The sequence below is a fragment of the Mesorhizobium sp. M0626 genome, assembly GCF_040320665.1.
Classification (GTDB): domain Bacteria; phylum Pseudomonadota; class Alphaproteobacteria; order Rhizobiales; family Rhizobiaceae; genus Mesorhizobium.
The window spans coordinates 66,002-88,558 of sequence record NZ_JAMYQD010000010.1; the positions used below are offsets into that span (position 1 = coordinate 66,002).

Consider the following 22,557-nt stretch of genomic DNA (forward strand, 5'->3'; position numbering starts at 1 on the left):
CAAGGCTGCTGGATGTGTCAGTTCGGGAAATCGAACACCGGTTCCCGGCACCAATAGACACGGCACTGGCGATCACGTGTCGGAACGGAGGCAGCGACCGGCACCTCCGGCCAGTCGCACTCGTTGCCGTATTGGCGGACATAGCGATCGTAAGTATTCCGGCCGGTCGTCAACACCGCCGAGTGATGGCTCTGGATCAGGCGCTGCGTCTCCTCGCAGCTCATCGAACGCGTGTCGGGTCGGGCGTGGGCCGTGCTTGTTGCTGCAAACAACGCCGTTCCAATGATCCATGCGATTGTTTGGGATGTCATGGCGATCCTTATCCTAAAATACGGCCAGGTATTTCAACAGCGAAATGATGCCGATAATGAGGACAACGATCTGCGCGATCTGCCTCGTGCGGCCATCGAGCGGCAGACGCTGGATGAGATAGAGCACCAGGACGATCACCAGGAAAGTGATTAGAATGCCGATAAGTACCGATGAAGCCATGTCCCTCACTCCGTCTGGCTACGTCTGAGAAGAGTACGCAGCGGCAAACGCTCTGGCCCTTGATTGGTTCCTGTCGATGCGAAGCCATCGGCGCAGCGTAAAGGCCGCGAAACAACGTTCCGCAGCCTTTGAAGCTGGATGCCGATCAGGGCCTGTTTGCCGCAATGGTTGTCGTTTGCCATCGGCGACACAGTCCCAGGCAACTTGTTGCTGGCGTCAGGCGGGGCTAACGGGAGAACCGCCTCGGGTTGACGAGCTTCCGACAAAGACGGCCTGAGTTGCGCTTCGTTGTCGACATTTGCGCGAGCCCTGAGATCCGGCGCCGCCCGGCGGGTGATCGCCTTTTCGCAGGAGAACAATTGCCGTCCCAAGGGGACGACGGGAACCGAAACCTCGCACGTGCATCTCAGCTACCGCGGAACGGGCAAATCGAGCAGGTGGGGAATTTGGGGTAGGGAAATACGTCATCCAACATGCGGGGATTGGAATCCCAGGTGTCGGGCCCGCCAGTTTGTTGGGAGCGTTGCCCGTTGCAGCCTACACCATCGACACACGGGGCCGCATCACGTTCTACAACGAGGCCGCCGAATGAGTGGGACGACGCGCCGCGGTTTTGGCTCCGTCGTCCTCCAGCGGGTTGCGCCACAAGCGCTTAGCGGCACCGGACAACTGGAATTTGGGGACAAGGCGTCGTCTGGACGCTCCAGGCGCCGCCGAGTTCGGTCCAAATCTCTCTCGCGGATTTTGTCGATTGAAAGAGAGGGTCGCGCTTAGGACAATCCCAGCAGGGGAGCGGTTTGGCCGCCTGTGGTGTCGGAATTGCCGATGCCAGACAGTTCGTGCTTATCGTCGGCAAGCGAAGTCAATCTCCCCGCCTCGACGGAGGTCAGTCCGTCCAATTCCATCACCGCGCCGTAGAGTTGGGCCGTCTGCATCACAAGCCGCTCGACGTCTTCAAGGGCGACGTTCTCGTCCAGGTTACGCAATCGTATGTCCTCGGCAACCACCGCAATATTGACCATTCCGCGCGAGCGCAGCGCGCCCAGGACCCGTGAATTGAGATCCTCCCGTAGCCGAGCCGAATATCCGTAGCGCATGGAAACCTTCCTTTCAGGAGCCGGTTGTCCCGTCGTGATCAAGATGCGCCAACGACCTTCAGATGGCAAGAAGAATATAAAATATTCTCAAGTAAATCAAGTAGTTAGTAGACTGCGAGGGTTGTGCTATCGGCGTGTCTTCCTCATCGTTGGTCTTGTATGTGAGTCACCCATCAGCCTCTCTTGACGCGCTGCACGGGGACCCCTAGCTATACTGCAATTGAGACACATACTAACTCACCATATTTTTGGTCTTGACGGTTGGAGGCGCGAATGGCCGAGCTGGAACGACCCGAGCGACTGCAGATCATGCTGACAGCCGAGGAATTGGCTGCCTTGGAAAACTGGCGCTTCGAAAAGCGCATGCCAAGCCGGTCCGCGGCAGTGCGGGAACTGCTGCGGCGCGGCCTGGATGCGGATGGATTCCTGACTGCGGGACAAGGAACAAAGTCTCAGGACTTTGGAATTCTGGGCAGCAGTGTGACTGGCGACGGCCAGTCGGGCGAGTAATCCGACGGCGGTTAGCCAACAATCGCTTTTTCTGGAAGTGCCGCTACCAATTTATTGCAGTGGCGGAAACGCAAAGCGGGTCGGCTCTCGGCAGGGTACTGGTCTCAGCAGGGTACTCTTGGCGTATTGTTGCAAAGCCCGCTCCGGTTCGCCGGAGCGGGCTTTTTGCGTTTTCCGAACAGGAAATGGTCGCGATCGCTTTCAGATACGCTCAAGGTTCTCTTCGCACTCCATGCACGTGACGCTGTGACCGGGGCACCTGAGCCGGTGTGTTCCTCCAGGGCAGCAATGGCCGTTCGAGCTCGCCCACCGGGCACAGACAAACACCTTGCGGGTTCCGTGGCATTGTGGACATTCTATCGGACGCGCCAGCAGAGCCTCGTTCTCCGAGACACGGCATTCCCTCTCAAGAACCTGGACCATCTGAAACCCCAAGGCCGAAATACGGCTAAGCTATCCATACCCGGAAAGCCTAAATTAGAATTTAATCACATAGATCACGAGCCTTCCGAGGGGGAAGTTTCGCGGATGGCGATCTCAGGCCACCGGCAGTCCGCCGCGCGTGTCTCGTTCCCAATTTCGGCCGTCTCAAAGTCAAGCTCCGGTTGCTCCCGGCATCGGTCGACCCGCGATTTTGCCCACCGATTTTCGCATTCGGATCGTTATAGGCTTTCGCTTTGCTGGAGCGGCGTTAAAGCTGCCCGGCAAATGCCTGGGCGGGAACAGTCCGTTCCTGCGTCGGTTCGTTTGGACAAGGATGTCTGCCAATGACATTGATGGGCGCAGCGGCACTTTTGATCCTTGTCCTGACTTATGCCGGCGTCGCAATCGGGCGTATTCCAGGCCTCCGTCTCGACCGGGCAGGGATCGCCTTGCTGGGGGGGGCGGCGATGATCGCCATCGGCGCACTCAGTATGGAAGATGCCTATCGCGCCATCAATTTCGACACCATTACGCTGCTGCTCGGCATGATGATCGTGGTGGCGCATCTGAAGGTGTCGGGCGCCTTCCGGGCGCTTGGCGCCTATGCTATCGAGCATGCGCACGCGCCTTTCGTGCTGCTGGTGATGGTGACGCTGTTGACCGGCGTGTTGTCGGCGTTCCTGGTCAACGACGCCATCTGCCTGGTCATGGCGCCGATCGTCGTCCACGTCACCCGTGTCATCAATCGCAATCCCATTCCCTATCTGATCGCCACCGCCACCGCGTCCAACTGCGGCAGCGTCGCCACCATCACCGGCAACCCGCAGAACATGGTCATCGGCGCGCTGTCGGGAATTTCCTACCCAGCCTTTTCGGCCGCCCTGGCGCCGGTTGCCCTCTTCGGCCTCGTCGCGGTCATCGTAATCGTGCGCATCGTCTACCGCGCCGAATTCGCCCGCACCGCCGATCTCAACCCGGAGGTCTATCGCGGCCGCATGCTGCCGGGACAGGTGCTGAAGGCGGTGGTTGTCTGCATCGGCCTGGCCATCGCCTTCTTCGCCGGCGTTCCGGTTGCCAAGGCAGCGCTCATCGGCGGCGCCATCCTGTTGCTCACCCGCGCCATCAAGCCGGCACGCATCTACCGCGAGATCGACGGCCCGCTGCTGTTCATGTTCGCCGGCCTGTTCATCGTTGTCGCCGGCGCCGAAAAGACGCTGCTGACGCCCGACATCATCGCCTCGGCCAAGAACCTCGGGCTGGACGACGTCTGGCGGCTATCGGGCTTCACCGCGGTGCTCTCCAACATCATGAGCAATGTTCCGGCCGTGCTGGCGCTGCGGCCATTCGTACCCGGCCTTGAAAACCCCGGGCGTGCCTGGCTGGTGGTGGCGATGAGCTCGACGCTGGCCGGCAACTTCACCTTGCTTGGCTCAGTCGCCAACCTGATCGTCGCCGAACAGGCGCGGGCGGCCGGCACGCAGCTGTCCTTCTCAGCCTTCTTCAAGGTCGGCCTGCCACTGACGCTGCTGACCCTTGCCGTTGGGACGGCATGGCTGGCGGCTGGATTCTAGAGCAATTTCAGTGTGAAGCGGTTTTCCGTCCGGATTGCGTCAAAACAAAGAGATAGAGTGTTTCGCCGTCTCCATTAGACGGTGAAACGCTCTAGCGGATAGTCGCCGATCCTAACCTTGCCCGAACCAGCGTTGCAGCGGCATGTCCGGCCGCCTCGACATAGTCGGGGTTGCGGTGGATCAGCATGATCGAGAACGCGCCGTCCATCAAAAGCACGATTTCGCGCGCCAGGGTCCGCGGCTCGTCGACGCCGTGGCCTGAGAGTTCGCCGGCCAACCAGGTCTCGAAATTCTGCTTATGCCGCGCCCCAGCTTTAACGGCGGGGTGTCCGGGCATGGAAGCGAGTTCGGCTGCCGTGCGCAGAAAGCCGCAGCCTCTCCATTTCGGGTGCTTCGCCACGCGCGCCAGATTGGTGAAAATCGCCTCGACCTTGCGCTCGACATCGCCTTCGGCCGTCTCGAACCAGCCGGCCATCTGCTTGAGGTTCGGCTGGTCGCGACCGTCGAGATAGGCCGCGATCAAATCGTCCTTGCTCTTGAAATGATAGTAGAGCGTGCGCTTGGTCAGCCCGGCTTTTTCCGCCACTGCATCGACGCTGACGCGGCCGATCCCCTCGGCATAGAACAGCTTCGTTGCGGCATCGACAATGCGTTTGCGGGTAGGGCTTGGTACTTCGCTCATACGCAAGTATACCGACTAGTGAATATACATACAACCGAAAGCCTGATCCTCTCCGTCGACAAACACAGGGAAGGAAAAGACATGACCGAGCTTGTGCTCACCGAGGCCCGCAACGGGATCGCCATCCTCACGCTTAATCGGCCGGAAAAGCTCAACGCCTTGAACTATGCGCTGATTGATAGCCTGCTTGCGCTCCTCGATGCGGCCGAGACCGACGATGCCATCCGCGCCGTCATCCTCACTGGAGCAGGAGAGCGCGCCTTCTCCGCCGGCGGCGACATCCATGAATTCTCAGGCAGCGTGGCCATCGGCGTCGACGTTGCCCTGCGCGACTTCGTTATGCGCGGACAGCGGCTGACGGCAAGGCTGGAGGCATTCCGCAAGCCCGTCATCGCCGCCGTTAACGGCATCGCCTTCGGCGGCGGCTGCGAGATCACCGAAGCCGTGCCGCTCGCTATCGCCAGCGACCGCGCCTTGTTCGCCAAGCCTGAGATCAACCTTGCAATGCCGCCTACTTTCGGCGGCACGCAGCGGCTTCCGAGACTGGCAGGGCGCAAGAGGGCGCTCGAGCTGCTGTTGACCGGCGATTGGTTCCCGCCGCCGCGCGCCGTCGAACTCGGCCTCGTCAACCAGGTGGTGCCGCATGAGGAGCTGATGTCCACCGCAATTGATCTTGCCCGGCGCATGACCAGGCATTCTCCTGCAGCAATTGCCTCAATCCTCACAGCAGTGGCGCGGGGCCTGAACCAGAGCATCGCGGAAGGCTTGGCTGTCGAGGCCGAGCAGTTCGCCCGCATGGCTCCGACCGCTGATCTGCGCGAAGGGCTGGATGCCTGGATCGCACGGCGCCAGTCGGGCTGCGACGGCTCGTGGACACACATCACCCGTCCGGATGAAGCCAGGCGAGCCTCAACGCAGCAGGACGGGCTTGCGGACCGGGATCAAGGCGCCGTCACGGCCACATGACCTTTCATGTTGGGGTGGAAGCGGCAGAAATAGTCGACCGCTTCCGCCTTCCGCAGGGTCAGGCTCGCTGTTGTCTTCGGCGGGATCATCACTTCCCAGCCACCCTTGACGGTAGCCGTATGTGCGAACACGTCCTTGTTCACCCACTTGATCGTGTCGCCGACCTTCGCGTCGACGGTGGCCGGCGAAAAGACAAGTTTGTCGATGGTGACCTGGATGGTTTCGGCCTGCACGGGTGAGGTCCCGAAGACCAGCGCCAGTGCAATCCACAGCTGCCGTTTCGACATAGCCTGGTCCTTACTTCAGCATACCTGCAACATGCTCGGCGTGCTGTTCATGGCCCCGGAAAATCTTCAGGCCGGTCTGCAGCAGGCTCTTCAACTCGGCATTGCTGGCCGATGGGATCAAAAGGGTTTCAAGCGCGCCGTCGACCTGTTTGTGGTAGGCGATCTCGTTGTCGACATAGGCTTTGTCAAAGGCTGCGCCGTCGAGTTTGGCGAGCTTCGCCCGCTCCTCGGCCGCAGCCTTGGTCAGCGCCTGGCTGGTTGCGTTGTCTTCCGGCGTCACCTTCAGCTTCTTTACCAGTTCCAGTGCCTGCGCGTTGACCGCTTCGTGGTCGCGCACCATGTCGTTGGCGAAATCCACGACCTCCTTGGTCTTCGATTTCTTGATCGCCTGCTTGGCGGCTTCCACATCGATGACGCCTGCCGTGTAGGCGATGTGGGCGATCTGCGGGTCCGTCGGCTTGTCGGCGGCTTGTGTGAGCGGGGCAGCGCCAAGCAGCAGCAAGGCAGCGAGGGCGGCGGTGTGTCGGGTAAGCATGGCATCTCCTTCGCCCGGACGCGGGATCGCGCCGGGCCGTGTTTTTCAGTTGACGGTCATTGGATGCGCAGCGGCGGCAAACGTTCCCGGGGAAATCGGCCAAATCAGCCGATGATCAGCTCTCCAGGCCGAGCCGCTGCATGACGGCGCTGGTCAGCCTGTCGCAGCGCCGGCCGGCAAACGGGAAGGCGTCGAGCAGCACCGGCCCGATCTGGTCGTCGAGTGCCTTGCGTACCAGGGCGCGGGCGCGGTGTAGCCTTGTCTTGACGGTTTCCGGCCGCACGCCAAGCAGCTCGGCGGTCTCCTCGATACTGAGCCCCTCGATAACCCGCGCCACGAACACCGTCCGATAAACATCGGGTAGGCTGTCGGTCGCCCGTTCCACCAACTCGAGGATCTGCCGCTGCGCCATCGTCCGCTCCGGATCGTCGCTGGGATTGAGGGGGAACTGGATGATTTCGGCTTGCGGGTTTTTCGCCACCGTCCGCCGCCTTTTGCGCAGACGGCCGAGCGCCTCGTTGATGACGATGCGCGACAGCCAGGTGGCCAATGAGGACTCCCCGCGAAAGGCATCGAGATGGGCAAAGGCTCTGACATAGGCCTCCTGGACGATGTCCTCGGCTTCAGCATCGTTGCGCACCACCCCGCGAGCGATGCGATAGAGCCGCTGATTATGGGTCTTCATGATGATGCGGAAGGCGTTGCCTTCGCGTGCCAGCGCGCGGCGCACGAGAAGCATCTCGCTTGAAGCAGCAGTGGGCATTGGTAGAGACATAGCAGGCATGGCCAGTTCCTCGATCCAATCCCCGTCCGAAACCTCGATCAAGACATTGGATGACATCGCCGGCAAAAGGTTCCCGGCCATTTTCGCCCGGCTCCGACGGCGCCTAGAATACTGCTTCCGCCAGCGGCTTGTCAGCAGCCTGCGCTCGCGCCGTTGCCGCAAGCAGATCGGTCTGCGTGATCAGGCCAAGGATGCGGCTGTCCCCGTCCACGATGATGACTGCATGGGTGCGGCCGTCGGTGAGCACCGGTAGCAGGGCCATGGCGGGCGTACCGGCGGCGGCGGTCGACGCTGTCGACGTAACGCTTCCGACGGCTTCGTCGGCTCGCGCCAATTCCCTTAATCCAACGGTGCCGACCAGCCTGGCGTCCTTGTCGACAACCGGCAGCGTGCGGATATTGTGGTCGAGCAGCAGATGACGCGCCCGATCGGCGGACGCGTGTTCATCGACCGAAATCACGTCGCGGGACATGATGTCCTCGCACAACATGGTTCGGTGTGCGCGCATCGTCGCTTGCAGTTCGACCTGTCGCAGCAGCTGTTCGAGATCGTTGCGGTCGATGTCGAAGGTCTCGTCGAGCGCAGCCAGCGCGGCATCGATGTCCTCGGCCCGGAAGCCGATGCGCTCCTGAGCCGGCGGATCGATGGTTCCGTGCGTGCTTTTCGGGGCAGGGGCCGGCACATGCGGGTAGCTGCGTCGCGACAGCCTGTGGAAAGCATAGCCGAGCGCGACCAGCATCATGGAGTTCAGCGCCACCGGCACGAACGGAAACAGGAAGCCCGCACCGATCACGGCCGGCCCGCCGAGCACGGCGGTCAGTGCGGCGGCTCCGCCCGGCGGATGCAGGCAGCGCGAGAACGACATGGCGGCGATCGCCATCGCCACGGCAATGCCCGTGGCGAGAACGGGCTGATGGACGAAATGGGCCACGATCACGCCGACCAGCGCCGATATTGTATTGCCGCCGATGATCGACCATGGCTGCGCCAGCGGGCTTGCAGGCACCGCAAACAGCAGCACCGCCGACGCCCCCATCGGCGCCACCAGCAGCGGCACATGCGGGCCATTGCCAAGCACCAGCGCGCCGATCGCGCCGGTCAGCGCAATGCCGATCATCGCCCCGACGCAGGCGATGAGGCGCTCGCGCAGCGTCGCGCCGGCGAGAATGGGGACAAAGAGACGAAAGGCCATGGCAAGCTCAGTCCGGCTGGAATTGTGCGCGCAGCGCCTGCAATGGCGTTGGACCGACGAGTTTGAAAGTCAAACCGATCCGAAAAAGCGCGCATTGGGGAAATAACATTGCGCTTGGTCGACCCATGAGCGGCTTTGCGACGTCGATCGCCTGCGAAAGTCGCTCGCCAATCCTTTCAACGGGTTGGGCGGACCAGCGGAATCAGCTTCGCAAGTTTGCTGGTGTCATGCCGCAGCGGCCGCTTCCAGCCCGCGCAGGATATCGGCCTTGAGGTCCTCGACATCCTCGAGTCCGATCTGCAGCCGGATCAGCGGGCCGTCATAGGGGCCCTTGGCGACGGTACGGTCGCCGAGGAAGACCGGCACGGCAAGGCTCTCATAGCCGCCCCAGGAATAGCCGAGACCGAAAATTTTCAACGCATCGAGGAAGGCATGCTGCTGTCTCTGGCCGCCGCCTTTGAGCACGATGGAAAAGATGCCGCTCGAGCCGGAAAAATCACGCTTCCACACCGCGTGGTCGGGGTGGCTAGGAAGCGCCGGGTGCAGCACGCGGGCCACGCCGGGCTGGCCTTCAAGCCAGGTGGCAATCGAAAGCGCGCTCTTTTGATGGTGATCCAGCCGAACGCCCATCGTGCGCAGGCCGCGCAGGACTTGGTAGACGTCGTCGGGGCCGGCGCAGCAGCCCATTGTGTAGAACGTCTCGCAAAGCTGCTTCCAGCAGTTGGCATTGGCCGACACTGTGCCCAGCAGCACGTCCGAATGGCCGGCTGGATATTTCGTCGCCGCATGGATCGAGATATCGACGCCGTGGTCGAGCGGACGGAAATAGAGCGGCGTTGCCCAGGTGTTGTCCATCATGACGATGGCGCCCGCTTCATGCGCCGCCTTGGCGATCGCCGGAACGTCCTGCACCTCGAAGGTGTTGGAGGCCGGTGATTCTGTAAACAGGACTTTGGTGTTGGGCTTGATCAAGCTGGCGATGCCGGCGCCGGCATGCGGATCGTAATACTCGACCTTCACACCCAGCCGCTTCAGCATCGTGTCGGCGAAATTGCGGGTCGGATGGTAGACGGAATCGACAATCAGGATGTGATCGCCTGCCGAGAGAAACGCCAGCAACGGGACGGTCACCGCCGCCAGGCCCGACGGCACGATTATGGTGCCGGCGGAGCCTTCCAGCGCGTCGATCGCATGCGCCAACGCATCGGTGGTCGGCGTGCCGCGTGTGCCATAGGTGTATTTCTGGCTGCGCGCCGCCATCGCCGACGCATTGGGATAGAGCACGGTCGAGGCATGCACGATCGGCGGATTGACGAAGCCGAAATAGTCGTGCGGATTGTTGCCCGAATGGGCAAGCCGCGTGTTGATACCCATTTCGTTGCCGTCAGTCGCCATTGCTCTTCGCCTTGTGGTGAAAGCGCTAGCCATAGAGCGGCGGCATTGGCCGTGCAACAGCGGGCGCCCGCCAGGCGGTGCCCTTTGCATAGGCCAATTCCCTTATGAATAGTCTGGAACGCGTGGCAATCCAGAGCCGCGGATTTCATGAGTGGATGTGGATTAGCGTCGACGGATTTTGCCGTTTTTGTTTGCGGGGCTTGCTGCTTTCCTGATGGTGTTGTCCGCAATTCAGGCATTTGCGGCAATTGGTTTTCAAAGCTGTCGTGAAACGGTCATTTCCCTTGACCTCACAGAGATAATCGCCTTCGATGCAGTTCGTGAATGGGAGGGGCCGGGCGTCGGTTACGACGCGAGGTTCCGGAATGAGCCGGATGGGAGCCGGGTTCACGCGGGAAAAGATCAGGATTTGCCTGAGGATCAGGGTTTACCTGAAAACAGAAAAGGGTCTGTGGGTTATGAAACATATTGCAATTGGCATTCTCGGTGCCGCTGCGCTTGGATGGATGGCTTCGGCCGCGTCGGCGACAACGCTCGATACCGTCAAGGCGAAGGGCTTCATCCAGTGCGGTGTCTCGACGGGCCTGGCCGGCTTCTCGGCGCCTGACGACAAAGGCGATTGGAAAGGCATCGACGCGGATTTCTGCCGCGCAGTCGCTGGTGCAGTCTTCGGCGATGCCTCCAAGGTCAAGTTCACGCCGCTCAGCGCCAAGGAGCGCTTCACCGCGTTGCAGTCGGGCGAGATCGATCTCCTGTCGCGCAACACCACATGGACCATCAATCGCGATACCGCGCTTGGCCTGAACTTCATCGGCGTCACCTATTATGACGGCCAGGGTTTCATGATCAACGCCAAGAAACTGCCTGGCGTCAATTCGGCGCTGCAGCTTTCAGGTGCGGCAGTCTGCGTGCAGAGCGGCACCACCACCGAGCTCAACCTCGCCGATTACTTCAAGGCGAACAAGATGGAGTACAACCCGGTCGTCTTCGAAAAGCTGGAAGAGGTCAACGCTGCCTATGACGCCGGCCGCTGCGACGTCTACACCACCGACCAATCCGGCCTCTATGGCATCCGCCTGACGCTGAGTGCGCCGGCCGACCATGTCGTGCTGCCCGAGATCATCTCCAAAGAGCCGCTCGGCCCCGCCGTACGCCAGGGGGACGACCAGTGGTACCACATCGTCAAGTGGACCTACTTCGCCCTGTTGCAGGCAGAGGAACTGGGCATCACCCAGGCCAATGTCGAAGAGATGAAGACCTCCGATAATCCGGAGATCAAGCGCGTGCTCGGTCAGGAAGCCGAAACCAAGATCGGAACCGACCTTGGCGTGAGCAATGACTGGGTCGTCAACATCGTCAAGGCAGTCGGCAATTACGGTGAGATGTTCGAGCGCAATGTCGGCACCGGCAGCCCGCTGAAGATCGCGCGCGGCATCAATGCGCTGTGGACCAAGGGCGGCCTGCAATACGCACCGCCGATCCGCTGATCGAAATGTGATCCGGAAGGCAGATCATCTGCCTTCCGGTTTCTCTTTCCAGGGGATGAGCAATGGCGTCGCAGGAAGTTCTTCGCGAGGAGCCGAGCCGCGGTTCCTTCATCAACGATCCGAAAGTCCGCGGGTTTTTCTTCCAGGCGGTGGTTGTCATCTTGCTGGTGGCGGGCGTCTGGTGGATCGTCCACAACGTCATCGTCAACCTGCAGCGCTTGCATATTACTTCCGGTTTTGGCTTCCTGAACAACCGAGCAGGCTTTGACATTCCAGTCAGGCCCATCGCTTATGATTCCGATTCGACCTATGGCCAGGCCATTGTCGTCGGGCTTATCAACACCATTATCGTCGCCGTTGCCGGCATTATCACCGCGACCATCATTGGCTTCATTGTCGGCGTCGGCCGGTTATCGCGCAACTGGCTGGTTCGCAAGATTTCCACGGTCTATGTCGAGGTGTTCCGCAACATCCCGCCGCTGCTGGTGATCTTCTTCTGGTATTCAGGCGTGCTCGCGGTACTGCCGGCGCCTCGCGACAGTTTCAATTTGCCGTTCGGCTCTTTCCTCAACCAACGCGGTTTCTATTTTCCGCGCGCTATCTGGGGCGACGGCTCCTGGCTGATGTTTGTCGCCTTGCTTGTCGGCATCGCCATGGCTTTTTTTGTCGCGCGCACGGCACGCCAGCGGCAAATGGCAACGGGCCAGCAGTTTCCCGTATTCTGGACTTCGGCGGCGCTGATCGTCGGCCTTCCGCTCCTGGCCTATGCGCTGAGCGGCTTTCCCTTGAGCTTCGACTTTCCAAAACAATCGACCTTCAACCTGACCGGAGGCTTTCAGATCGGGCCGGAGTTCCTGTCTCTCTATTTGGCGCTGTCCTGTTACACGGCCTCCTTCATCGCCGAGATCGTGCGCGCCGGCATTCTCGGCGTCAGCAAGGGTCAGACCGAAGCGGCTGGCGCCCTGGGGCTGCGGCCGGGATCTATCCTGCGGCTTGTCGTCGTTCCCCAAGCCATGCGGATCGTCATCCCGCCGCTGACCAGCCAGTATCTCAACCTGACCAAGAACTCGTCGCTGGCCATCGCCATCGGTTATCCCGACCTGACGGCGATCGCGGGCACAGTGCTGAATCAGACCGGTCAAGCGGTCGAGGGTGTGCTGATCATGATGGTCGTCTATCTCATCATCAGCCTGGTGACGTCGGCGGTGATGAATGTGGTCAACGCCAGGATGGCGCTGGTGGAGAGGTAAGACCATGCAGGAACATGATACCTCCTGGGTGCGGACCGAAATGGCACTCGCTCAACAAGCCCCGGCCGGCGTGCGGGGGCCTTTCGCCTGGGTTCGCAAGAACCTGATCGGTTCGGTGGGCGACGTCATCCTGACTGTAGTGGCTATTGCGCTGGTGGTGATGATCGTGCCGCCCATCGTCAACTGGGCCTTCATCAACGCCCAGTGGACGGGGCCGGACCGGACTGTATGCGCCACGGTGGCGCAAGGCGGAATCCAGCCGGACGGCTGGTCAGGCGCCTGCTGGGCCTTCGTCAACGCGAAGTTCGGCCAGTTGATGCTTGGCCGCTATCCCCTGGAAGAGCGCTGGCGGCCGATCCTGGTCGCCGTCCTGTTCGTGGCGCTGCTGGTGCCGTTGCTGATGCCACGTGTGCCGCGCAAGGGGTTGAACGCCATTCTTCTATTCCTGGCACTGCCGATCATCGCGTTCGTGCTCCTGGTCGGCGGCATCTTCGGCCTGCCGCATGTGGAGACCCAGCTATGGGGCGGGCTGCTGGTGACGCTGAGCCTGTCCTTTGTCGGCATTGCCGTGTCGCTGCCGATGGGCATCGTGCTGGCGCTCGGCCGGCGCTCCAAGATGCCGATCGTCAAGACACTGTGCGTGGTCTTCATCGAGTTCGTTCGCGGCATCCCGCTGATCACCGTTCTGTTCTTTGCCAGCGTCATGCTGCCGCTGTTTCTGCCCGCCGGTGTTTCGTTCGACAAATATCTCAGGGCGCTGATCGGCGTCTCGCTGTTTGCCGCCGCCTACATGGCCGAAGTGGTGCGCGGCGGCCTGCAGGCGATCCCCAAGGGTCAGTATGAGGGGGCGGATTCGCTTGGCCTGGGCTACTGGCAGAAGATGGTGCTGATCGTGCTGCCGCAGGCACTGAAGCTGGTCATCCCCGGCATCGTCAATACCTTCATCGGTATGTTCAAGGACACAAGCCTCGTCATCATCATCTCGATGTTTGACCTGCTTGGCGTCGTCAAGCAGAACTTCTCGGACGCCAATTGGGCGACCCCACAGACCGCGAGATCCGGTCTCATCTTTGCAGCCTTCGTCTTCTGGCTGTTCTGCTTCGGCATGTCGCGGTATTCGATGTACACGGAACGCCGGCTCGACACCGGCCACAAACGTTGATGCATGTCGCCCAAAAGTGTTTAGCGGTTTTGGGACAACGACATGCATCATAGCTAAAAGACAGAACAAAAAGGGGAACCTGCCATGGTCATAGAAAACGCCGTCAGCGCCGAAGAGATCAAGGTCGATGCCAAGAAGATGCACATTTCGACCACCGATGTCGCAATCGACATCATCGGCATGCACAAATGGTATGGCGAGTTCCATGTGCTGAAGGACATCAACCTCAAGGTGATGCGCGGCGAGCGCATCGTCATCTGCGGTCCTTCGGGCTCGGGCAAGTCGACCATGATCCGCTGCATCAACCGGCTGGAAGAGCACCAGAAGGGCAAGATCATCGTCGACGGCAAGGAACTCACCAACGATCTCAAGAAGATCGACGAGGTGCGCCGCGAGGTCGGCATGGTGTTCCAGCACTTCAACCTGTTTCCGCATCTGACCATCCTGGAGAACTGCACGCTGGCGCCGATCTGGGTGCGCAAGACGCCGAAGAAGCAGGCCGAGGAAATCGCCATGCACTTCCTCAAGCGCGTCAAGATCCCCGAACAGGCCAACAAATATCCGGGCCAGCTGTCGGGCGGCCAGCAGCAGCGCGTAGCGATCGCGCGTTCGCTGTGCATGAACCCGCGCATCATGCTGTTCGATGAGCCGACCTCGGCGCTCGATCCCGAAATGATCAAGGAAGTGCTGGAGACGATGGTGGGCCTGGCCGAGGAAGGCATGACCATGCTGTGCGTCACTCACGAAATGGGCTTTGCCCGCAAGGTCGCCAACCGGGTGATCTTCATGGATCAGGGCCAGATCGTCGAACAGAACACGCCGGCCGAGTTCTTCGACCATCCGCGCCACGAGCGCACGAAGCTGTTTCTGTCGCAGATCCTGCACTGAGCATTTTCATGCGAACCAAAAGAGCCCGGCCGTAATGCGGCCGGGCTCTTTTGCTATCTGGGGTCGGGGTTGATCTTCTCCATTGAAACACAAAGCCGCCGCCGCATGAGAAAAGCCCTGCGTTTCGTGGCCATGCTGATTATCGTGGTCGCGCTCGCTGCCACGCTCGGCACGCTGGTGCCGCGTCCGCTGTGGCCGGCGTCAGCGGCGGGTGAGGGCACGCGCCATATTCTGGTGCTGGAGAATCCGATCCACACCGACATCGCCATTCCCGTCGATGACGAGGTGCGCCGGCGCTTCCATTTCCTGGTCGCTGCCGGCATCCCTGTCGACACCCCGGAAGTGCGCTACATCGTCTTTGGCTGGGGCGGCCGGGCCTTCTATCTGGAGACGCCGAGCTGGTCGCAGCTGAAGACAGTGCCCGTCCTCAAGGCGCTGACACTGGACGCCTCGGTCATGCATGTCGATATCGCCGGGGCCATCGCCGAGCCGCACCCTGCTGTCACCGGTTTCGACATCGATGAGGAACGTTTTGCAGCGCTGCTCGACTATATCGACGCGAGTTTCCAGCAAGGGCCGCATGGTCCGGTCGTCATCGAGAACGCCGCCTATTCCAGCTTCGACCGCTTCTTCGAGGCGAACGGCCAATTCAACGCGCTTGTCGGCTGTAACACCTGGACAGCCGCCGGCCTGCGCACCGCCGGCCTGCGCACCGGCTGGTGGAAACCCGCTGCCGGCCTCGCTGGGATTTTCAATGCGGTTTTATAACTAGCAGTCCTTCATCGCACCGCGACAGTGTTGGATCTTTTGAAGTCAGCGGCACGCACCCCCCTCTGGCCAGCCGGCCATCTCCCCCGCAAGGGGGGAGATCAGCCGTTTTGCCCGCGGCGCTCCTGCTGCAACGCCGGCGATTTTGGCGAAGGCGACGGCGACATCCAATCTCCCCCCTTGCGGGGGAGATGTCCGGCAGGACAGAGGGGGGTGGGAAGGATCGCTACGTCGACGATCTGGACTGCCGAGTGTCCGCTCGCCATCCATAGAGCCAGTCGAGGTCGGCGGCGAGCTTGTCGGGCGAGCGCATGGCCAGGAACAGATTGCGGGCGATCGCCACCGGGCCGGCAGCATGCCAGGCGAGGCGGTTTACGGCCCCACGACGCGCGGCCTTGGCGACACGCGGCCGCCGAAGATTTTCCCAGATTCGAAAACTTCTGGGCAGATCGCCAGGGAAATCGGCGATAGCGTCGGCAAGCGTGATGGCATCTTCGATCGCCATCGCGGCACCTTGCGCCGCAAACGGCGTCATCGCGTGCGCGGCGTCGCCGATCAGCGCGATGCCCTGCGGGCTCGTCCACCGCTGTTGTTCGACGGTGTGGATCGGAAAGGCCGTCCATGGGCCGGCCAGTGCCACAAGCTTCGTCAGGCCCGGCGCGGTGCCGCGCAGGGCAGCCGTGAGGATCGCGGGATCGGCATGGCCCGACCAACCTTCGGCCATGCGCTCACCCTTGGTGAAGGCGGCGAGATTGAAGGCCCGGCCTTTGCTGACGGGATAGGCGACCATGTGGAAGCCTGGATGCAGGAACGTGGTGACGCAGTCGGCGGCGCCGATCGCGGCAAAGGCCTCTCCGGCCGCACCGTCGCCTGCGATTGTAGCCCGCCAGGCGAGTTCGCCCGAAAAACGGCTTTTGACGAAGTCCTCGCCTGCGAGTTGCGCCCGGACCGCCGACCAGACGCCATCGGCGCCGATCAGGAGTTTGGCGCCTGCCTCGATCTCGCGGCCGTCCACTTCGGCGGTCACGGCGACATATTGCGCGTCTTTGACGATGCCGGTCACGCGGGCGCCGGTGATGAGCTCAATCTCCGGCCGTTCAGCCATTTGCGCCAACAGCGCTGCCTGCAGATCTGCGCGGTGAGCAACGAGATAAGGCGACTGCCAGCGCGCTTCGGCGGCGTGCCCGAGCGGTACCCGCGCCAGTTCGCGCAGCGTCCCGGCGTCCTTGAGCACGACCGCTTCCGGCCGCAACGCTGCCGGCAACAGCCGGTCGAGCACGCCGAGTTGTCGAAGAATGCGTGTTGCGTTGGGCGAAAGCTGGATGCCGGCGCCGGCCGCGTCTAGGTGCTGTGCCTGTTCGATCAGCTTTACCGGATAACCCCGTCCGGCGAAGGCAAGGGCAGCGGTCAGCCCGGCGATGCCGGCCCCGGCGATTATGACCTGCCGGGACCTGATGTCTTCCATCGGGCTTGTCGCGGAAGGATCAGGCGGCCTGGTCGATATAAAGGCAACCGGCCGGCAGCGTTTCCGTCGCCCTCAGCTTCGCCGAATAGCGGTAGAGCGTCGAGCAGTAGGGACAGACCTTTTCATTGTCGTCGCCCATGTCGAGGAACACATGCGGGTGGTCGAAGGGCGGGTTGGCGCCGGTGCACATGAATTCCTTGACGCCGATGTCGATTGCCGGATGGCCCGCATCGTTCTGGAAATGGGGAATGGAACCGCCTGCCATCGTCGTCTCCTTGATCTCGTCGAAAAGCATCTGGAACATAACAGGCCTGTTTGCAAGATCGATGAAATGAAACTGTCGCAAAAGCCTGTCAGAGGATACGTTGAGCCGGTTAAGTGCATGTCCCTGAAATCGGAACGGTTTTCGCCGAAGGGTCATGCGCCACAAAAGCGTGTTAGAGGCATGGCACGTCCAGCGGCGCTCCAAGGGACGGTTGGCGGGGGAAGAGCAGGAACCATGAACGAACTGAAGCCGGTGCAGAGCGAATTCATCAATGTCGAAGTGGCGAGCCCCGAGGGCGGCAACCCCGATCGGTTCGTCAACCGTGAGTTCTCCTGGCTGCAGTTCAACCGGCGTGTGCTCGAGGAATCCCAGAACCAGCACCATCCGCTGCTCGAACGCGTCCGTTTCCTGTCGATTTCAGCCGCCAATCTCGACGAATTCTTCATGGTCCGCGTCGCCGGCCTTGCCGGCCAGGTGCGCGAAGGCATTGCGCTCAAGAGCCCCGACGGCCGCACGCCGGAGCAGCAGCTGGAACAATTGCTGCGCGAGGTCGAGCGGCTGCAGGAGGACCAGCAGAACAGCCTTTCGGCGCTGATGTTGCTGCTCAACAAGGAAGGCATTGAGAGCATCACCCGCGATGCACTGACCAAGGATGAGAAAGTCTGGCTGGAAGATCATTTCCAGGACCAGGTCTTCCCGGTCCTGACTCCACTGTCGATCGACCCGGCGCATCCGTTTCCGTTCATTCCCAATCTCGGCTTCTCGATGGCGCTGCAATTGCGCCACCGCAAGAATGGCGAGGAGATGAGCGCGCTTCTGCGCCTGCCGGTGGCGCTGAAGCGCTTCATCCGCCTGCCCGACCGCAAGCAGCACGTTCGCTTCATTCCACTGGAGGAGGCTGTCGGCCTCTATATCGGCAAGCTGTTCCCCGGCTATGAGGTCAAGGGTTCCGGCACCTTCCGCATCATCCGGGACAGCGATATCGAGGTCGAGGAAGAGTCGGAAGATCTCGTGCGCCTGTTCGAGACGGCGCTGAAGCGGCGCCGCCGCGGTTCGGTCATCCGCATCGAATTCGACAAGTCGATGCCCGGTGAATTGCGCGAGTTCGTCGCCGGCGAGCTTGGCGTCTCTTCGAGCCGCATCAGCGTTCTGACCGGCCCGCTGGCGCTCAGCCAGATTTCCGAGATCGTCGCCGTGCCACGCGACGACCTGAAGTTCACCCCCTACAATCCACGCTTTCCCGAGCGCATCCGCGAGCATGGCGGCGACTGTTTCGCGGCCATCCGCGAGAAGGACATCGTCGTCCACCACCCCTATGAGTCCTTCGACGTGGTGGTCCAATTCCTGCGCCAGGCGATGGCCGACCCCGAGGTGGTGGCGATCAAGCAGACGCTCTACCGCACCTCCAACGACAGCCCGATCGTGCGCGCCTTGGTCGACGCGGCCGAGGCCGGCAAGTCGGTGACCGCCCTGGTCGAGCTCAAGGCGCGCTTCGACGAGGAAGCCAACATCCGCTGGGCGCGCGACCTCGAACGCGCCGGCGTCCAGGTCGTGTTCGGCTTCCTCGAACTGAAAACCCATGCGAAAATGTCGCTCGTGGTGCGGCGTGAGGACGGCAAGCTGCGCAACTATGTCCATCTCGGCACCGGCAACTACCATCCGGTGACCGCGCGCATCTACACCGACCTGTCCTTCTTCACCACCGATCCGACGATCGCGCGCGATGTCGCCCAGCTGTTCAACTTCATCACCGGCTATGCCGAGCCGACCGATGAGATGCGGATCGCCATCTCGCCGTTTACGCTGCGCAGCCGTATCCTCAAGCACATTGCCGACGAGGTCGCCTACGCGCTGGCTGGCCGTCCGGCGCGCATCTGGATGAAGATGAACGCGCTCGTCGATCCCAACATCATCGACGCGCTCTATGACGCCAGCCGTGCCGGCGTCGAGATCGATCTCGTCGTGCGGGGCATCTGCTGCCTGCGGCCGCAGGTGCCCGGCCTGTCGGAAAACATCAGGGTCAAGTCGATCGTCGGCCGCTTCCTCGAACACAGCCGCATCTACTGCTTCGGCAACGGCCATGGCCTGCCGTCGGACGAGGCGATCGTCTACATCGCCTCGGCCGACTTGATGCCACGCAATCTCGACCGCCGCGTCGAGACTATGGTGCCGATCACCAATCCGACGGTGCATGAACAGATCCTTGGCCAGATCATGCTGGGCAACATCATGGACAACCAGCAAAGTTTCGACGTATTGGCTGACGGAACCTCCCGGCGCGTCGTGCTGGAGGAGGGTGAGGAACCGTTCAACGCGCAGGAATATTTCATGACCAATCCGAGCCTGTCGGGACGGGGTGACGCGCTGAAGTCGCATGCGCCCAAGCGCATCGCGCAGTTCAAGCGTCGCAAGAAGAACACCGGCTGATGATTTCAACGTCCCAAGGCCGGCTGCAGGATCGCCGGCCGCTGTCCATCATCGACATCGGCTCGAACTCGATCCGCCTTGTCGTCTATGAAGGGCTGGCGCGCTCGCCGACCTTGCTGTTTAACGAAAAGATGCTGGCCGGTCTCGGCCGCGGCATCGTTTCGACCGGCAAGCTCGATCCCGAGGCGGTGACGCGCTCGATGGAGGAGTTCCGCCGTTTCCGCGCGCTCTCCGACCAGGCGGGTGCGGAGCACATGTTTGTGCTGGCAACGGCCGCGGCCCGCGAAGCGATCAACGGACCCGACTTCATCCACCGCGCCCAGGATGTGCTCAAGACCGAGATCCGCGTGCTCACTGGCCGGCAGGAGGCGCATTATTCAGCGCTTGGCGTCATTTCGGGCTTCCACCCCGCCAATGGCATTGCCGGCGATCTTGGCGGCGGCAGCCTGGAGCTTATCGACATCAATGGCGAGGCGATCGGCGACGGCATCACGCTGCCGCTGGGTGGCCTGCGGCTGCAGGACATGGCCAGGAATTCGCTCGCCCAGGCGGCAAAGATCACCCGCGACGAACTGGCGCGCGCCAAATTGTTGAAGGGCGGGCTGGGACGGCCCTTTTACGCCGTTGGCGGCACCTGGCGAAACCTTGCCCGGCTGCACATGGAAATGACCAACTACCCGCTTGGCGTCATGCACCACTATGAGATCGGTGTCGAAAGCGCCGCCAATTTCCTGAAGCAGGTGGCGAAAGGCGAGATCGAGAAGGTCAAGGGCATCGAAGGCGTGTCGAAGAACCGCCGTTCGCTGCTGCCCTATGGCGCGGTCGTGCTGCAGGAGATCATGGCGGCGATGCAGCCGTCGAAGATCATCGTCTCGGCATTGGGCGTGCGCGAAGGGTTTCTCTATTCGCTGCTCGACCCTGCCGAGCAGAAGGCCGATCCGCTGGTCTCCGCTTCGGAGGAACTGGCGCGGCTGCGGTCGCGCTCGGTCACCCATGCGCATGAGCTTGTCGAATGGACGGACAAGACCTTTGCCGCCTTCGGCATCGACGAGACGGAGGATGAGGCGCGCTATCGCCACGCTGCCTGTCTGCTGGCCGATATAGGCTGGCGCGCACACCCGGAATATCGCGGCAAGCAGTCGCTCAACATCATTGCCCACGCCTCCTTCATTGGCGTCGATCACCCCGGCCGTGCCTTCCTGGCGCTGGTCGGCCTGTTCCGCCACGAAGGCGTGTTCAACGATGCGGCGCCGGAAATCCGCGGCCTGGCGACGCCGCGCTATCTCGAGCGCGCCCGCATCCTGGCGGCGGTGCTGCGCGTCGTCTATCTGCTGACTGCGGCCATGCCCGGCGTCATGCCGCGGCTGAAATGGGAAAACCGCGGCAATGGCACGTTGGCGCTGGTGCTGCCGGCCTCACTTTCCGATCTTTACGGCGAACGCCCGGCCGGACGGCTGGCGCAACTGGCGCGGATCACCAACCGCCGGCTGGTGCTGGCGGTCGAGGGTGGGCAGAGCGTGTCGGTGAAGTAGGCGCGGCCTGACAGCAAAACCATGTCGTCGTCGAACTCGCGTTCGAGGACCGGCTTCCTCAGTCCGTCGCTGCTTCGCAGCGCCACCTTCCCCTCCGGAGGGAAAGGAAGGGAGCCTCGTTGGAAAGCGTTGGCGGCAATAGGCTCGCGCCCTTCCTCTACCCCGTCGATCGGGGGAGAGGTGGCTCGGCGAAGCCGAGACGGAGTGGGGGTCGACCTGCCTCGGGCATCGATGGTTCAACCGGGACGATATTTGACGATATCAGACCGCGGCGCGGCGCCCGTCGATCGACCAGGCCCCGGCGCCGGCCATGGCTAGCGCCAGGAATCCACCGGCGATAGCAATATCCTTCATCAGCATCTGCTGGTGCAGGAAGGTGAGCATCGGGTCATCGCCGCCCTGGCCGTAGTGGCCGATGGAGCCCGCAACGATGCAGAAAGCGGCAAGAAGTATCGCAACGACCGGCGTCTGAAAGCCGACCAGTATCAAGAGACCGGCAATCAACTCGAACAGCCCGGTGCCCCAGGCGGCAAGCGTCGGCAATGGCATGCCGAGGCCGGCGAAATAGCCGGTCGTCCCGGCAATGTCGGCGAGCGCGTGGTAGCCGGAGGGAACGAGCAGGGCGGCGAGCAGCAGCCGGGAAATCAGAAGCAATGCATCGCGGGGCATGGTGATCTCCGTTGTCTGTCCGCCGGCTGTTTCGAGACCGATCCTAGCAGGGATGGGACGAGCGTGCGCTTGGGCAGACAACGAAAAGCGGCGTGGAAAATTCCACGCCGCTTTTTTCAGGCTTGGGAAGGGAAAGCTCAGCCGCGCTTGGCATCGATCGAGTAGGCGCCAGGGCCCGAGGAAGCCAGCAGCAGGAAACCGCCGGTGATGGCGACGTTCTTCAGGAAATGGATCATCTGGTTCTGGTCGGCCCAGCCGGTATGGGCGACAAAGGCCGAGGCGATGGTGAAGACCGCGAGCACCCAGGCGGCGATGCGGGTCTGAAAGCCAACGAGCACGGCAAGGCCGCCGAGCAATTCGATCAGGCCGACGACAATGGCCGTTACGGTCGGCACCGGCAGGCCCATGGCGCCGAAATAGCCGGCGGTGCCCGAAATGGCGGTGAGCTTGCCGAAGCCGGAAAGCAGGAAGATGGCGGCGAGCAGGATGCGGCCGAGCAGGATGGTGGTGGAACTGTTGGACGCGATGCCGGCGCCGGCAGCGGAAGTGTTGATGGACATGGTGGCTCTCCGAAAAGGGTTGATGTCCCGTCAGATAGACCAAGCCGACTGTTCACCAAAGCCGCCAGTCCGGCGACACATTGTTCACAGGACGTACATTTCGGGATCGTTCGACCGACGCAAAATTCTTGTCGCGGCCAGCAGCGGCGG

The 22,557-nt window shown here is 62.0% G+C and carries 22 protein-coding genes and 1 pseudogene; 10 read left to right on the forward strand and 13 right to left on the reverse strand.

All coding sequences use genetic code 11. The annotated features are described in order from the left end of the window. Positions 1 to 17: 17 nt before the first annotated feature. From NKI37_RS14240 to NKI37_RS14250, 3 genes are all read right to left on the reverse strand, one after another. Complete coding sequence (locus tag NKI37_RS14240; protein WP_352543700.1) at positions 18 to 311, reverse strand: hypothetical protein; 294 nt, start codon at positions 309 to 311, stop codon at positions 18 to 20. Positions 312 to 324: 13 nt separating this feature from the next. Then, positions 325 to 492, reverse strand: coding sequence for a Thivi_2564 family membrane protein (locus tag NKI37_RS14245; RefSeq protein ID WP_023755888.1), 168 nt, complete (start codon positions 490 to 492; stop codon positions 325 to 327). Positions 493 to 1,262: 770 nt separating this feature from the next. After that, on the reverse strand, positions 1,263 to 1,589 hold the full coding sequence (locus NKI37_RS14250) for a hypothetical protein (RefSeq protein ID WP_023727873.1): 327 nt from the start codon (positions 1,587 to 1,589) through the stop codon (positions 1,263 to 1,265). A 273-nt stretch (positions 1,590 to 1,862) separates the two neighbouring features. Here NKI37_RS14250 and NKI37_RS14255 point away from each other — a divergent pair, with 273 nt between their 5' ends. Continuing rightward, the gene (locus tag NKI37_RS14255) at positions 1,863 to 2,099 is read left to right on the forward strand and encodes a hypothetical protein (RefSeq protein WP_023671471.1); all 237 of its coding nucleotides are present in this window, start codon (positions 1,863 to 1,865) and stop codon (positions 2,097 to 2,099) included. A gap of 767 nt (positions 2,100 to 2,866) precedes the next feature. Beyond that, entirely contained in the window at positions 2,867 to 4,093 is a 1,227-nt protein-coding gene (locus NKI37_RS14260) for an anion transporter (protein ID WP_023756417.1), read from the forward strand. A 91-nt stretch (positions 4,094 to 4,184) separates the two neighbouring features. Here the strand turns inward: NKI37_RS14260 and NKI37_RS14265 are convergent, their stop codons facing one another. After that, positions 4,185 to 4,775 (reverse strand): TetR/AcrR family transcriptional regulator, encoded by a 591-nt coding sequence (locus NKI37_RS14265; protein WP_023827221.1) that lies wholly within the window; start codon positions 4,773 to 4,775, stop codon positions 4,185 to 4,187. Positions 4,776 to 4,856: 81 nt separating this feature from the next. On the opposite strand from NKI37_RS14265, the gene NKI37_RS14270 reads away from it, so the two are divergent. Further along, positions 4,857 to 5,741 (forward strand): crotonase/enoyl-CoA hydratase family protein, encoded by an 885-nt coding sequence (locus tag NKI37_RS14270; protein ID WP_023827222.1) that lies wholly within the window; start codon positions 4,857 to 4,859, stop codon positions 5,739 to 5,741. Here NKI37_RS14270 and NKI37_RS14275 read toward each other — a convergent pair. The 5 genes from NKI37_RS14275 to NKI37_RS14295 form a co-directional block, all read right to left on the reverse strand. Continuing rightward, positions 5,717 to 6,028: a cupredoxin domain-containing protein gene (locus tag NKI37_RS14275; RefSeq protein WP_352791389.1), complete on the reverse strand. Its 312-nt coding sequence runs from the start codon at positions 6,026 to 6,028 to the stop codon at positions 5,717 to 5,719. The two genes, NKI37_RS14270 and NKI37_RS14275, sit on opposite strands and share 25 nt — an antisense overlap. A gap of 10 nt (positions 6,029 to 6,038) precedes the next feature. Then, entirely contained in the window at positions 6,039 to 6,563 is a 525-nt protein-coding gene (locus NKI37_RS14280; RefSeq protein ID WP_352791387.1) for a DUF4142 domain-containing protein, read from the reverse strand. Positions 6,564 to 6,678: 115 nt separating this feature from the next. Further along, positions 6,679 to 7,347, reverse strand: a complete 669-nt coding sequence (locus tag NKI37_RS14285; RefSeq protein WP_023705692.1) for an RNA polymerase sigma factor — start codon at positions 7,345 to 7,347, stop codon at positions 6,679 to 6,681. Between the two features lie 103 nt (positions 7,348 to 7,450). Continuing rightward, positions 7,451 to 8,539 (reverse strand): HPP family protein, encoded by a 1,089-nt coding sequence (locus NKI37_RS14290; RefSeq protein WP_352794474.1) that lies wholly within the window; start codon positions 8,537 to 8,539, stop codon positions 7,451 to 7,453. Between the two features lie 225 nt (positions 8,540 to 8,764). Next, complete coding sequence (locus NKI37_RS14295; protein WP_352791816.1) at positions 8,765 to 9,934, reverse strand: cystathionine beta-lyase; 1,170 nt, start codon at positions 9,932 to 9,934, stop codon at positions 8,765 to 8,767. Between the two features lie 458 nt (positions 9,935 to 10,392). Between NKI37_RS14295 and NKI37_RS14300 the strand changes: the two genes are divergently transcribed. From NKI37_RS14300 to NKI37_RS14320, 5 genes and pseudogenes are all read left to right on the forward strand, one after another. Continuing rightward, positions 10,393 to 11,421: an amino acid ABC transporter substrate-binding protein gene (locus tag NKI37_RS14300; protein WP_023671480.1), complete on the forward strand. Its 1,029-nt coding sequence runs from the start codon at positions 10,393 to 10,395 to the stop codon at positions 11,419 to 11,421. Positions 11,422 to 11,483: 62 nt separating this feature from the next. Beyond that, complete coding sequence (locus tag NKI37_RS14305; protein ID WP_352791814.1) at positions 11,484 to 12,671, forward strand: amino acid ABC transporter permease; 1,188 nt, start codon at positions 11,484 to 11,486, stop codon at positions 12,669 to 12,671. A gap of 4 nt (positions 12,672 to 12,675) precedes the next feature. Continuing rightward, on the forward strand, positions 12,676 to 13,833 hold the full coding sequence (locus tag NKI37_RS14310; protein ID WP_352791812.1) for an amino acid ABC transporter permease: 1,158 nt from the start codon (positions 12,676 to 12,678) through the stop codon (positions 13,831 to 13,833). A gap of 84 nt (positions 13,834 to 13,917) precedes the next feature. After that, entirely contained in the window at positions 13,918 to 14,721 is an 804-nt protein-coding gene (locus NKI37_RS14315) for an amino acid ABC transporter ATP-binding protein (protein WP_023671483.1), read from the forward strand. 105 nt (positions 14,722 to 14,826) lie between these two features. Then, positions 14,827 to 15,493: pseudogene (locus tag NKI37_RS14320) on the forward strand (TIGR02117 family protein). Between the two features lie 222 nt (positions 15,494 to 15,715). Here the strand turns inward: NKI37_RS14320 and NKI37_RS14325 are convergent. Together NKI37_RS14325 and NKI37_RS14330 are read right to left on the reverse strand one after the other, a co-directional pair. After that, positions 15,716 to 16,954: an FAD-dependent monooxygenase gene (locus NKI37_RS14325; protein WP_352794476.1), complete on the reverse strand. Its 1,239-nt coding sequence runs from the start codon at positions 16,952 to 16,954 to the stop codon at positions 15,716 to 15,718. A gap of 19 nt (positions 16,955 to 16,973) precedes the next feature. Then, positions 16,974 to 17,219: a zinc-finger domain-containing protein gene (locus NKI37_RS14330; protein ID WP_023705697.1), complete on the reverse strand. Its 246-nt coding sequence runs from the start codon at positions 17,217 to 17,219 to the stop codon at positions 16,974 to 16,976. 234 nt (positions 17,220 to 17,453) lie between these two features. On the opposite strand from NKI37_RS14330, the gene NKI37_RS14335 reads away from it, so the two are divergent. Further along, positions 17,454 to 19,646, forward strand: coding sequence for an RNA degradosome polyphosphate kinase (locus NKI37_RS14335; protein WP_023671487.1), 2,193 nt, complete (start codon positions 17,454 to 17,456; stop codon positions 19,644 to 19,646). Further along, positions 19,646 to 21,178: an exopolyphosphatase gene (gene ppx / locus NKI37_RS14340; RefSeq protein ID WP_023697723.1), complete on the forward strand. Its 1,533-nt coding sequence runs from the start codon at positions 19,646 to 19,648 to the stop codon at positions 21,176 to 21,178. Before NKI37_RS14335 ends, ppx begins: the two co-directional genes overlap by 1 nt. A gap of 261 nt (positions 21,179 to 21,439) precedes the next feature. Here ppx and NKI37_RS14345 read toward each other — a convergent pair whose 3' ends face one another. After that, positions 21,440 to 21,847 carry a DoxX family protein gene (locus NKI37_RS14345; RefSeq protein WP_023712732.1) on the reverse strand — a complete coding sequence of 136 codons (408 nt, stop codon included), beginning with the start codon at positions 21,845 to 21,847 and terminating at the stop codon, positions 21,440 to 21,442. Between the two features lie 137 nt (positions 21,848 to 21,984). Beyond that, positions 21,985 to 22,407 (reverse strand): DoxX family protein, encoded by a 423-nt coding sequence (locus NKI37_RS14350; RefSeq protein ID WP_023694684.1) that lies wholly within the window; start codon positions 22,405 to 22,407, stop codon positions 21,985 to 21,987. Between the last annotated feature and the right edge of the window lie 150 nt (positions 22,408 to 22,557).

Excerpts from the sequence above, each read along its gene's own strand:
- NKI37_RS14295 (WP_352791816.1), bottom strand. The coding sequence starts at position 9,934 with ATGGCGACTGACGGCAACGAAATGGGTATCAACACGCGGCTTGCCCAT.
- NKI37_RS14290 (WP_352794474.1), bottom strand. The coding sequence starts at position 8,539 with ATGGCCTTTCGTCTCTTTGTCCCCATTCTCGCCGGCGCGACGCTGCGC.
- NKI37_RS14315 (WP_023671483.1), top strand. The coding sequence starts at position 13,918 with ATGGTCATAGAAAACGCCGTCAGCGCCGAAGAGATCAAGGTCGATGCC.
- NKI37_RS14330 (WP_023705697.1), bottom strand. The coding sequence starts at position 17,219 with ATGGCAGGCGGTTCCATTCCCCATTTCCAGAACGATGCGGGCCATCCG.
- NKI37_RS14310 (WP_352791812.1), top strand. The coding sequence starts at position 12,676 with ATGCAGGAACATGATACCTCCTGGGTGCGGACCGAAATGGCACTCGCT.
- NKI37_RS14250 (WP_023727873.1), bottom strand. The coding sequence starts at position 1,589 with ATGCGCTACGGATATTCGGCTCGGCTACGGGAGGATCTCAATTCACGG.
- ppx (WP_023697723.1), top strand. The coding sequence starts at position 19,646 with ATGATTTCAACGTCCCAAGGCCGGCTGCAGGATCGCCGGCCGCTGTCC.
- NKI37_RS14285 (WP_023705692.1), bottom strand. The coding sequence starts at position 7,347 with ATGCCTGCTATGTCTCTACCAATGCCCACTGCTGCTTCAAGCGAGATG.
- NKI37_RS14260 (WP_023756417.1), top strand. The coding sequence starts at position 2,867 with ATGACATTGATGGGCGCAGCGGCACTTTTGATCCTTGTCCTGACTTAT.
- NKI37_RS14265 (WP_023827221.1), bottom strand. The coding sequence starts at position 4,775 with ATGAGCGAAGTACCAAGCCCTACCCGCAAACGCATTGTCGATGCCGCA.
- NKI37_RS14300 (WP_023671480.1), top strand. The coding sequence starts at position 10,393 with ATGAAACATATTGCAATTGGCATTCTCGGTGCCGCTGCGCTTGGATGG.
- NKI37_RS14245 (WP_023755888.1), bottom strand. The coding sequence starts at position 492 with ATGGCTTCATCGGTACTTATCGGCATTCTAATCACTTTCCTGGTGATC.
- NKI37_RS14350 (WP_023694684.1), bottom strand. The coding sequence starts at position 22,407 with ATGTCCATCAACACTTCCGCTGCCGGCGCCGGCATCGCGTCCAACAGT.
- NKI37_RS14255 (WP_023671471.1), top strand. The coding sequence starts at position 1,863 with ATGGCCGAGCTGGAACGACCCGAGCGACTGCAGATCATGCTGACAGCC.
- NKI37_RS14270 (WP_023827222.1), top strand. The coding sequence starts at position 4,857 with ATGACCGAGCTTGTGCTCACCGAGGCCCGCAACGGGATCGCCATCCTC.
- NKI37_RS14240 (WP_352543700.1), bottom strand. The coding sequence starts at position 311 with ATGACATCCCAAACAATCGCATGGATCATTGGAACGGCGTTGTTTGCA.
- NKI37_RS14325 (WP_352794476.1), bottom strand. The coding sequence starts at position 16,954 with ATGGAAGACATCAGGTCCCGGCAGGTCATAATCGCCGGGGCCGGCATC.
- NKI37_RS14280 (WP_352791387.1), bottom strand. The coding sequence starts at position 6,563 with ATGCTTACCCGACACACCGCCGCCCTCGCTGCCTTGCTGCTGCTTGGC.
- NKI37_RS14345 (WP_023712732.1), bottom strand. The coding sequence starts at position 21,847 with ATGCCCCGCGATGCATTGCTTCTGATTTCCCGGCTGCTGCTCGCCGCC.
- NKI37_RS14275 (WP_352791389.1), bottom strand. The coding sequence starts at position 6,028 with ATGTCGAAACGGCAGCTGTGGATTGCACTGGCGCTGGTCTTCGGGACC.
- NKI37_RS14335 (WP_023671487.1), top strand. The coding sequence starts at position 17,454 with ATGAACGAACTGAAGCCGGTGCAGAGCGAATTCATCAATGTCGAAGTG.
- NKI37_RS14305 (WP_352791814.1), top strand. The coding sequence starts at position 11,484 with ATGGCGTCGCAGGAAGTTCTTCGCGAGGAGCCGAGCCGCGGTTCCTTC.